9 protein-coding genes are annotated in these 10720 nt (G+C 48.9%); 6 read left to right on the top strand and 3 right to left on the bottom strand.

Annotated elements, in window-relative coordinates:
• A partial coding sequence (locus E1H14_RS07140; protein ID WP_149390768.1) for a retention module-containing protein occupies positions 1-997 on the bottom strand: 997 nt, incomplete at its 3' end.
• A 417-nt stretch (positions 998-1414) separates the two neighbouring features.
• On the opposite strand from E1H14_RS07140, the gene E1H14_RS07135 reads away from it, so the two are divergent.
• The 5 genes from E1H14_RS07135 to E1H14_RS07115 all read left to right on the top strand — a co-directional run bounded on the left by E1H14_RS07135 (position 1415) and on the right by E1H14_RS07115 (position 7452).
• Complete coding sequence (locus E1H14_RS07135; RefSeq protein WP_149390767.1) at positions 1415-2836, top strand: TolC family outer membrane protein; 1422 nt, start codon at positions 1415-1417, stop codon at positions 2834-2836.
• Between the two features lie 90 nt (positions 2837-2926).
• The gene (locus E1H14_RS07130) at positions 2927-5068 is read left to right on the top strand and encodes a type I secretion system permease/ATPase (protein ID WP_149390766.1); all 2142 of its coding nucleotides are present in this window, start codon (positions 2927-2929) and stop codon (positions 5066-5068) included.
• Complete coding sequence (locus tag E1H14_RS07125; protein WP_149390765.1) at positions 5068-6495, top strand: HlyD family type I secretion periplasmic adaptor subunit; 1428 nt, start codon at positions 5068-5070, stop codon at positions 6493-6495. The genes E1H14_RS07130 and E1H14_RS07125 overlap by 1 nt, the downstream gene beginning before the upstream one ends.
• A complete protein-coding gene (locus tag E1H14_RS13155) occupies positions 6492-7088 on the top strand; it encodes a response regulator transcription factor (RefSeq protein WP_200834054.1) in 597 nt (198 codons plus the stop codon). The genes E1H14_RS07125 and E1H14_RS13155 overlap by 4 nt, the downstream gene beginning before the upstream one ends.
• A 13-nt stretch (positions 7089-7101) precedes the next feature.
• Positions 7102-7452 (top strand): tryptophan synthase subunit beta like protein, encoded by a 351-nt coding sequence (locus tag E1H14_RS07115; protein WP_149390764.1) that lies wholly within the window; start codon positions 7102-7104, stop codon positions 7450-7452.
• A gap of 36 nt (positions 7453-7488) precedes the next feature.
• On the opposite strand, the gene E1H14_RS07110 is transcribed toward E1H14_RS07115, so the two are convergent.
• A complete protein-coding gene (locus tag E1H14_RS07110) occupies positions 7489-9420 on the bottom strand; it encodes a bifunctional diguanylate cyclase/phosphodiesterase (RefSeq protein ID WP_149390763.1) in 1932 nt (643 codons plus the stop codon).
• A gap of 28 nt (positions 9421-9448) precedes the next feature.
• Entirely contained in the window at positions 9449-10141 is a 693-nt protein-coding gene (locus tag E1H14_RS07105) for a transglutaminase-like cysteine peptidase (protein ID WP_149390762.1), read from the bottom strand.
• A gap of 229 nt (positions 10142-10370) precedes the next feature.
• Here E1H14_RS07105 and E1H14_RS07100 point away from each other — a divergent pair, with 229 nt between their 5' ends.
• Entirely contained in the window at positions 10371-10658 is a 288-nt protein-coding gene (locus tag E1H14_RS07100; RefSeq protein WP_149390777.1) for an ArsR/SmtB family transcription factor, read from the top strand.
• The last annotated feature ends 62 nt before the right edge of the window (positions 10659-10720 follow it).

Below are 10720 nucleotides of genomic sequence, written 5' to 3'. Positions count from 1 at the left end.
TCACCACCTGATCACCCGTCGATAACGTCACGGTTAAATCTCGATCCAAGGCTTCGCTGACACTCACGGTAAAGGCGATCGGTTCCGCTTCCGTAACATCACCATCGGAGGTGATGCTGACCGTCACAGTGTCTTCATCATCAACCACAACCAGGTCACTTTCAGCAGATGTATTTATTTGATCATAACCACCGCCTGTAGCACTTTCGATGACTACGCCAATTAAATCGTCATCCTGAATGTAAACATCATCAGGTCGAATTTCTATTGGAGTAAAACCTGATGTACCACCTACCGGGATGATAATTTCACCTAATCCGTCACCTAATTGAATCACAAGAGGCGAGCCAGATGGCGGAATATCAACACTAGCCAAAACGCCTACTGGTGTGCCTTCAATGACTGAATCTCCATCCACAAGGATGAAGCCACCACTCTCATTTAAAAGAGGAATTCCATCTTCATCTAATTCAATGAGTGTCAATGAAATGGTTGCTACCACTGGAGGTGAAAGCTCGTCTAAAGCGCCCCCCTCTCCGATTGGAGCTTCAAAACCTGGCTCTGAGGTAGGATCAAAACTATAGGCCAGTGGATCTACAGATTCCGAGATACGAGTTAGACGAACAAAAGAACTACCACCTCCATCCGGTGCTCCATCTGTTCCAGCAGCAGGAGCTTCTAGCTCCTCAAGCAGATCACCTTCACCCTCTAATGCAGCCAACACATCCGCCACACTTGGATCCATCAACATACTTTCTGTAACTTGAGGTTCAGTACCCGCTGACACATTGGGAGTCATCAAGAGACTTTGTTCACCTGCCAACTGGAAAAGCTCGCCGTTTCCAAAATCCAAAACAACATTAGCACCTGCCTCCGTGATGAGTGTTTCGCCCTGAAGGAGTGCTTCACCCACCTCGATTGCACGCATAGATCCATCTACACCCCTGGCCCAAACCTGTCCCGTTACTTGAGTTACAACAGCGATTACAGTGCTCATTGCTATTTCCTTGTCTTAATTCTTGGATTTATAACAAACCAGTAGCTATTAACTCGTTTATTTCTACAGTTGAGTATAGGTGGGATGCTTCTACTGCCTATTGGACTCATGGACAGGGTATAACTAAATAAATTGTAAAAAAGATATAATTTGATCTAAGTCAAAAAACACCCTTCGTACAGATCGCAATGAGAACGTGTAAAACAAAACAGGCCTAAGATTCAGGGTGCTATCTTACACGGCTCATGTTAAGTCACGAGATTTCACTTTCTTTTTGCATGGCTATTGGACTGAGGTACACTTACCCATAGAGACTAATACCAAATAGATAGCATAGCCTTTTGCCAACCGAAAGGTATTAGTCTATTTTATGTACAATAACAACATACTTTACTCATCAATGTGGACACTAGGGATATGAACACAAAACTCACTCAAAAACTGTTGCCCGTTCTGATTGCAAGTGCTTGCTTGTTGCCTTTGCAAGCCTTCGCTCAGCTGACAACCGTGACTCTCTCCGACGTCGCTAAACAAGCGATTGAATCTAACCCTGAAGTTCAAGCCACTTGGTACGCCTTTAGCGGTGCTGGCCATGATGTTGATGCCCAGCGCGCAGGTTATCGCCCGGTGATTGATTTTACCGCAGGTTACGGTCATGAGTGGCGCTCAGGCCCAGGTTACACAGGTAAAAAAGAGTTTAGTGGTGGTGCCGCTCAGATCAGCTTAACGCAAATGCTCTATGATGGTTTCCGCACACGCAGCGAAGTTGAGCGCTTCAGCAATGCACAACTCGTGCGTTACTTTGAACTCATGGAAGCAGTTGAAGGCACCGCTTTAGCTGCCATGAATGCCTATGAAGATGTGATGCGCTTCCGTGAATTGGTACGCCTATCCGAAGAAAACCTAGAAGAACACATCGCCGTGTTTAATCAGATTGAAGAGAGTGCCCTAGCCGGTGTCGCTCGCCGTGCTGATCTCGAGCAGATCACAGGCCGCTTATCTTTGTCTGAATCCAACCTCCTGACGGATATTTCCAACCTGCATGACGTCAGCGCACGTTACCTACGTATCGTTGGTGAACTGCCTCCCGTTAATATGGCACCCGCGACTTTAGATGACAGTAAGATTCCGGCAAACATCCGTGAAGCCTTACAACTGGCTTATCAGGGAAGCCCTTCTTTCCATGCGGCCTTGCGTAACATTGAAGCTTCACAATCTGCCGTGAATACAGAGAAATCTAACTTCCGTCCGCGTCTTAACCTGACCGCGCGCTACGGTACTCAGGATACGGATGATCAGGGCTTCAGCAATCGCCGTGACGATGGCCGTATTGCTTTGGAATTTAAATACAACCTCTACAATGGTGGCCGTGATCAAGCAACCTTACGTCGTGCCTATGACAACGTAAATCAAGCCAAAGGCCTGCGTGATAAAGCCTGTGTCGATATGCGTCAGACGTTGCAGATCGCTTTCAACGATATTCGTAAACTCGATGAGCAACTCCCTGTTCTGAATCAACACCGCATTTCATCTGATCGTGTCCGTACCGCTTATAAGGATCAGTTTGATATAGGTCAAAGAACACTGCTTGACGTCCTAGATTCAGAAAACGAATATTTCCAAGCAAGTCGTGCTTATGTAAATGCCATGTATGATCGTAGCATTGCCTCAGGCCGCACCTTAACGGCGATGGGTCAGTTGCTGCCTGCGTTGAACATCGTACGTGACGGTTTGCCTAATCTGGCTGACTTGGGTGCTGAGCCCATGATCGTTGATGCTGAAACGGCTTGTCCTAATTACGATGTGAATGATGCGCTGACCCGCACCGGACTACGTTAGTCATTCACTAGGTGATCAGTGAGTTTCGCCTAGTTTAGTCTTCGTCAGACCTCCTGATGGGAGGTCTGACGCCTACCTCATGGGTTCTTCATGTCGACGTCTGATTATTCCGAAAAAAACGGTGGTGCGCTCACTGAATGTCTGCTTATTTTATGCCGATTTCATGACCGCAAACTTTCTCGTGAATCTGCTCTTTCCGGCTTACCGCTCATCGATGGTGTATTAACACCCTCGGTTTTTTCCCGTGCCGCCAAGCGTGCCGGCTTTGCCACACGGATTGCTGCTCAACCTATTCAACATTTAAATCCCGATCTGTTACCCGCCATTCTACTTCTCCAGGATGAGCAGGCGTGTGTCCTAACGGATCTTGATCGTCAATCAGGTAAAGCAACTCTTGTCTATCCTGAACTCAGCGATACCGAGGTGGAAGTTGATCTTGAAACCTTGAACTCGCGCTATACCGGACGCACTTTGTATGTCCGCCCTGAGTTCCGTTTTGATCAGCGTGCGCCTGAAATTAAAAAACTTCGGGATCGTCATTGGTTCTGGGGAGTGATTGCCGAAAATCGGCGTCTGTATCGTGATGTGTTGTTGGCAGCCATCATGATCAACCTATTTGCCGTGGCCATGCCGCTCTTTGTCATGAACGTTTATGACCGCGTCGTACCCAACCATGCGACCGATACCCTTTGGGTCCTCTCCGCCGGGGTGTTTATTGTCCTCTGTGCTGATCTGGTTTTACGTTTAATGCGCAGTTGGTTTGTCGACTTGGGCGCGAGTCGTGCCGATGTCAAACTTTCCTCATCGATCATGGAGCGGGTATTGGGGATGAAGATGGCCAATCGACCTGCATCCGCCGGGTCTTTTGCTGCAAATATCCAATCTTTTGAATCTGTGCGCAGTTTCATTGGTTCCTTAACCATCGTCTCCCTGGTCGATCTACCCTTCGTTTTCTTGTTTGCAACGGTGATAGCGATCATCAACTGGATGCTCGTGCTCCCGATCTTGGCAGGGGCAATCTTGGTTCTGATTTATGCCATGATGGCTCAGAGCAAGATGCACAGTTTATCTGAAACCTCGATGCGTGCCGGAGCCATGCGCAACGCCACCTTGATTGAAAGCCTTTCTAACCTGGAAACCCTTAAAAGTTTTGGAGCGGAAAGCCGTATTCAGGGTATTTGGGAGCGCACTACCGTGTTTCTGACACGCACCGCTGCACAGATGCGTTTAATTTCTTCATCTATTACCAATGGCGCCATGTGGACTCAACACACGGTAGCGATCGCCATTATTATTATTGGGGTGTATTTAATTATTGAAGGTGAGCTGACGCAGGGTGGTTTGATCGCTGCCTACCTACTCTCTTCACGAGCGATGGCCCCTATCAGCCAAGCCGCAGGGCTCTTAGCGCAATACCACCATGCTGCGACCTCTATGCAGTCTTTGAATGAAATCATGGAGCGTCCTATTGAGCGCCCGGATGATAAACACTGGATAAGCCGTCCAAGTTTTTCCGGTGAGATTGAATTTCGCAATGTCAATTTCCGCTATCCTGATCAAGAACGCCAAGCACTGAACAATGTCAGCTTCAAAATCCAAGCAGGTGAGCACGTCGCCATCCTCGGACGCAATGGATCAGGCAAAAGTACTCTAGAAAAACTCATTTTAGGTCTCTATTCACCTGAATCAGGTTCCGTTCTAATCGATGGGGTCGATACAGGACAACTCGATCCCTCAGAGCTGCGCCGATCTATAGGTTATGTCCCGCAAGATATTTCTCTTTTTTTTGGCTCCTTAAGAGACAACATTATCACGGGATCACCGCAGGCCGATGATGCACAAATCCTACAAGCCGCTAACATCAGTGGATTGGCTAGTTTTATTAATACGCACCCTTCAGGTTTTGATATGCAGGTGGGTGAACGTGGACAACTCCTCTCCGGTGGCCAACGCCAAGCAATTGCAATCGCCCGAGCCTTAATTAATGATCCACCCATTTTATTACTGGATGAACCCACCGGCTCATTAGACCACTCCAGCGAAGATTCAATTCTCAAAAACCTAGCCAACTACGCTAAAGGCAAAACACTTTTTGTCATTACGCACCGTAGTTCTGTGCTTGCTTTAGCCGATCGAATCATCATTATTGATGGCGGCCGTATTGTCGCCGATGGTCCAAAAGCCGATGTTATGGAAGCCCTACGCCAGGGTCGTGTCGGGAGTGCCTCTTAATGAGCGATAACACCGAGAAAAAAACCTTAGAACAACGAGGCTTTGAGCAGGTCGGCCAGATTTCGCAAGCGGTTGGTGCACACGGCACGCCTTTTATGGATCGTCTCTTCGGTCGCTGGCTACGCACCCCAGCGAATCGTGATTGGGTCATTGATGCAGAGTGGGCACGTATCCAGCAAGAACCCGTACATGCTCGGCGTTTACTTTATGTCATGTTTTTAGCACTCGTCGCGTTAATTGCTTGGTCAGCCCATGCCCCCTTAGATGAAGTCGCACGTGGAGACGGTCGTGTGATCCCGTCACAACAATTGCAAGTCGTTCAATCCTTGGATGGAGGGATCGTCGAGCAGATTTTGGTACGCGAAGGTCAAGTGGTGGATGCGGGCGACCTGCTTTTACGCATCGATCCCACACGTTTTGTCTCCAGCCTTCGTGAAAGTCGTGCCCAATTTCTCTCTCTTAGCGCTGAAGTGGCACGCTTGCGTGCACTCACCAGTGGCACTGAACCCAATTTTCCTGAAGAGCTACAAAGTGAGGCCCCAGAAATAGTTGCGCATGAACTACGCCTCTACCAAGCCAATCTAGAAGAACTCAGCGAGCAGATTGCCGTTCTCCAACGTCAGATGGAACAGCGCGAGCAAGATCTACGGGAAGCGCGTGCGGCTCGAGCACAACATGCCAGCAGCCTAGCCTTGAGTTCTCGCGAACTCCAAGTCACGCGTCCACTGTTGCGCTCCGGTGCTGTTTCAGATGTGGATATTATTCGTTTGGAGCGCGAGGTGTCTAATGCACGGGGAGAGTTGAACCGAGCGGAAGCCGTTATCAGTCGTAGCGAAGCGGCGATAGAGGAAGCACGGAACAAAATTCGTGAAGTTGAATTAAATGTCATGAACCGCTGGCGTACGCAGCTTTCTGATTCACGCTCGCGCTTAGATGCCCTGAGCGAAGCCGAAACGGGGTTGGCAGATCGCGTCAAGCAAACCGACATTCGCTCCCCTGTACGTGGCACAGTTCAACGTCTATTTGTGAATACGATTGGTGGAGTCGTCACTCCAGGCCGCGAGGTCGTGGAAATCATTCCTCTGGATGACCAACTGATTATTGAAGCGCGTATCGCGCCTAAAGATATCGCTTTCTTGCGCCCAGGCCAGCAAGCAATGATCAAGTTTACGGCTTATGATTTTGCCATCTACGGCGGTTTAGAAGCAGAGGTACAACACATCAGTGCCGATACGATTACGGATGAACGTGATAACACCTATTACTTAGTTCGACTGCGAACCCTTACGTCTGACTTTGGTAATGATTTACCCATCATTCCAGGTATGACCACCCAGGTGGATATTCTGACTGGCAAGAAAACAGTCCTGGAGTATCTGTTAAAACCGGTATTACGGGCCACTTCTCAGGCGATGACAGAACGATGAACACCTCCCCTCTTTTTATTACAGAACCAGGTTTCCTGATCGCACGTTGGAGTAAAGCGTTTCCGAATGCTCAGGTCACGGATCAACACCTCCCTGCTGAAGCGCAGCAATTGATCTGGGTCCTCACCGGGCTACCCGATTGGGAAGAAACCATACGTTTCTATAGCCGTAGCGGCTGCAAAGTGATTGCGATGACCCGAGTGGCCGACCTTGAGGAGCTCAGATCTGCCCTCATGGCCGGTGCCCGCGGTTATGTGGATGCCTTATCCAACACCGAAATTCTCAGCCAAGTGGCCAAAACCGTCAATGAGGGGGCGCTCTGGTTACCCGCTCCTTTAGTCACCAGTGTGATCGGCATCATTTCCAGCCTATTGGAAAAACGTCAAACGCAACCGGCAGATCTTTCAAATCTGACCGAACGCGAACGTGAAGTCACAGAAGCCGTGGTGGCAGGCGCCAGCAATAAAGAGGTCGCAAAACAGTTGCAAATCACGGAGCGCACCGTCAAGGCACATTTAAGTAACATTTTTGACAAGCTTGGCGTCAGAGATCGTATGCACTTAATGCTGGCCGTTCGTGGTAAATCCTCATAAAAGGAGTTGCAGCATGTTTATCAAACGCGACACGCAAGGCCAGATTATCGCGGTTAGCCGTGATCGATCAGAGGATTGCAGTGAAGAAATTAGCGATGCCTCAGACGAACTACAGAGTTTTTTGCATCCACAAAATGAAGCCTTAAGTGCCTCCATCGAAGCCCTAAAATCTTCAGATACTGAATTGATTCGTGTTGTAGAAGATTTGATTGACTTGCTCACCGATAAGGGCGTGATTCAATTTACAGATCTCCCCAAAGCGGCTCAGCAAAAACTGATGAAACGTCAGACGCTGCGTAAGCATAATCACAGCTTAAAGTTGTTCGCAGAAGACAGTGACGAAGAGATGGTACATCTGCCTTAAATCAAAATCATCCCTTCGTCAAAAAGGGGCAGGCGCTTAGCGTCTGACCCCTGGCCCCGTCAAACCATCGAACCCGATCTCTTTTAACAGCTCTCTTTCGCGTGGATGCTCCACACCTTCCGCAATCAGTTGCAGGCCAATGGAATGCCCAAGTGTACACAAACCGCGCAGGAAGCTTTGATTGGCGGCATTATGTTCTAGAGAGCGGATAAAGGCCGCGTCCACTTTTAAATAGTCCAAACCCAATTCTTGCAGATGCCCAATCTGAGCAAAACCAGCTCCTGCTTTTTCCAAGCCTAACTTACAGCCGAGGGGTTTCATGAGTTCACAAAACTCTCGATACGCCTGTAGATGCTGAACGACGGCATGCTCTGGAACCTCAAACCAAAGGTAATGTGCCATCTGCGACATCTGTCGTAAAAGTGTCCAGAGTTGATGACGTGCAGCAGGATCTAAAAGTGTTTCGATCGAAAGGTTAACGGCTAGCTCTTTAGGGGCATTGGATTCTGCCAAGTGCTCTAACAGATAACGCACCATCGCCAGATCCAAGCTCGGTAAGATCCCCAAGCGGCGCGCCCAAGGCATAAAGCTGCCCGCAGATCTCAGCTCATCATGGATGCGCAAACGCATCATCGCCTCTTCATGTAAAGGATGCTGATCCATGCCCATCACAGGAAAATAAACGGCACGCACACCTTGGTTTTGCAAAGCCGTTTGAATCGCCTCACGCCACGCCTCTGCATTCAGAAATTCCGGTTCAGCTAACTGTGGCTGGACAGCCAACTCGGCACAAATGCTATTGCGCTGTTCCGCACTGGCCAGCAGACTGTCTAAACGCATCATCAAAGCACCACGGCTTTCACCACTGTGAAAATAACTTGCCGCATGGGGTAAAATTAATGCTACGCGCTCTGCATATTCGGCCCCTAAGGTTTGCATCGCCTGCAACAAAACATCACTGATCAGCGGTAGATCACTGACATCCTGCAACAGGAGTACAAAGTCGCTACCATTCAAGCGCCCGGCATGACTGGCCGAAGCCTTTTCAGGATACACCTGCATTAAATTCTGCAATGACTGCGCCAGCTGTTTGAGTAATGCATCGGTGGACTGATGACCCAGATCACGATTGATCTCGGCCAGATGCACTACCCTCAACAGAATCAAGGCATGGCGTCGCGCATCGTCGGGATCACTCAATACCGAGTCCAGCTGACTAATAAAGTACTCACGATTAGCCAAGCCAGTGAGCGCATCATGTTGATGCTTGTAACGCATCTCTTCCAAACGCTGCGTTTCGGTTTCCAGCATCTGTCGTATACGATCCGACAAAATATTCATTGCCCGAACCACACGACCAAACTCCAGGGTGCGAGGCTCGTCCGATGTAATAAACCGCCGCCCACCGATAGCTTCTGCCTGAACGACCACATCATCCAGAGGGCGGGTGATCCATTTCAGAATCAAAGTGCCCAGAGCACCACAACCCAGTGCGACGACCAAAAACCACAAAAACAGCTCCCGTGTTGTCGCCCAAAGCGCATCGTAAGCAAAACGTGTGTGGCTCTCGACATAAAGTGTTCCAAACTGATGCCAGCCATCTTGAACCTGGGCTACACCGGGCGCGACCTCTAAAGGCGCTAAGCGTCTAAACCAATCCGGCACCTGCTGCTCATCACGCCCTTCATAGAGCTTACGTTGATAGGGCGTGCCTTCTGGATCAATTAATTCGATACGCTGATAATGTCCGGTGTCAAACTGTGCTGAAATCAACAACTCAACCGTCACCAGGTCTTTTTCGATTTGCGACAGCGTTAGCGCAAGTGAGTTGGCATTATCAATATTTTTCAGGCGCAATTGCTCCTCAAAATACTCCCTTGCGCTGTAGGTACTAATCGAAAAACTACTTAAGAATGCCAAGGTCATTAAGATAGCAACAGCCATCCAAAGCTGCTTTATAAGAGACATGGCCAAGCCTCCTCTAGGGAATTGATACTCACCAACTTACTCCTTCCTGTTGTATACGATCTAACACATCACGCCAACGTGACAAACGTGCCGTCGAGCTGGCTTGGGGGTTCACAGCATTACCTGCCCAAAGCCCCTGACTGTTAAAGCTGAATACAGGTGATAAATCTGGCCGCTGTGAGGCCGGCAAGACATTCGAAATCAAACTATCCAAAATTAAAGGTTCTGAGGTGGGTGTGGCATAGTAACCCAGAACCATGTGTGCTTCAGTGACCGAACTGCGTGCGCCCCCCGTTCGCGCACGCACGTAGATCAAACGTAAATTCTGGTCACTGATACCGGCTTGACGCAGACTAATATATTTGGCAATTGCATAATCTTCACAATCACCAAAACCCTTGCCGAAGGTTTCCATAGGTGTGGCCCAATAATCCTCCACGCCCCAGAGACGAATATCGGTTCGATAACGAACGTTCTGGTGTACAAATTGATTGACTCGCACCACCTTCTGCTCATCCGGCAAGTTGGCAATCTCACGCAACATCGCTTCCCAAGCTCTTGCGACCTGGGCCTTTTGACCACCGTAACGGCTTTCCATGAGTTGCTGAAAGCGGGCAAAATCAACTGAGACACGACTGGTCGCCGTACCTGTAGAGAAAAGAAAGAAAATGCTGATCAGGACCAGCAGCCAGCTCATTCCCAGAGCTTTAGTTAGGCGCATTCACTCATCCTGTTTGAACTCCACCCATTTAATTTGCTGAAGTCTGTCACCAGAATGAAATAGAGACATACTTTTTTATTATAAAGCAGCCACTTCTCTCATCGGGTAGTTGCTATACAATATATCCTAGCATGACTTAGTGAAACAGGACGATACCGCCTTGGCCCAGACACTCTCGACTCCATCCCTCAACGCCGATGCCCAGGCTGGCGTTGAACAGATCGATCTGATGAAGCAAAACGCTGCCGAAGCGGTACGCTTTCTAAAAACGCTTGGCAATGACAGCCGCTTATTAATTCTCTGCCACCTAGACGGTAAAGAGTTATCGGTCAGTGAGCTGAACAGCTGCTTGGATCTGAGTCAATCTGCTCTCTCCCAACATCTCGCGGTGTTACGCCGGGATGGCTTAGTGACGACTCGTAGAGAGTCTCAAACCATTTATTATTCACTGCGTGGTGATAAAGCGATTCGTTTGATCCACACCCTACGTGAGCTCTTTTGCCCGAATTCGCATTAGCATTAATTGCATCTTGAATCTGAGCCTCTCATCTGAGTACGCAAAACAACCGAAGAGACAAT

It is taken from the genome of Nitrincola tapanii, assembly GCF_008368715.1.
GTDB classification, from domain to species: domain Bacteria; phylum Pseudomonadota; class Gammaproteobacteria; order Pseudomonadales; family Balneatricaceae; genus Nitrincola; species Nitrincola tapanii.
The sequence above is the reverse complement of the archived record's forward strand: the minus strand, read 5'-3'. Positions and strand labels throughout refer to the sequence as shown.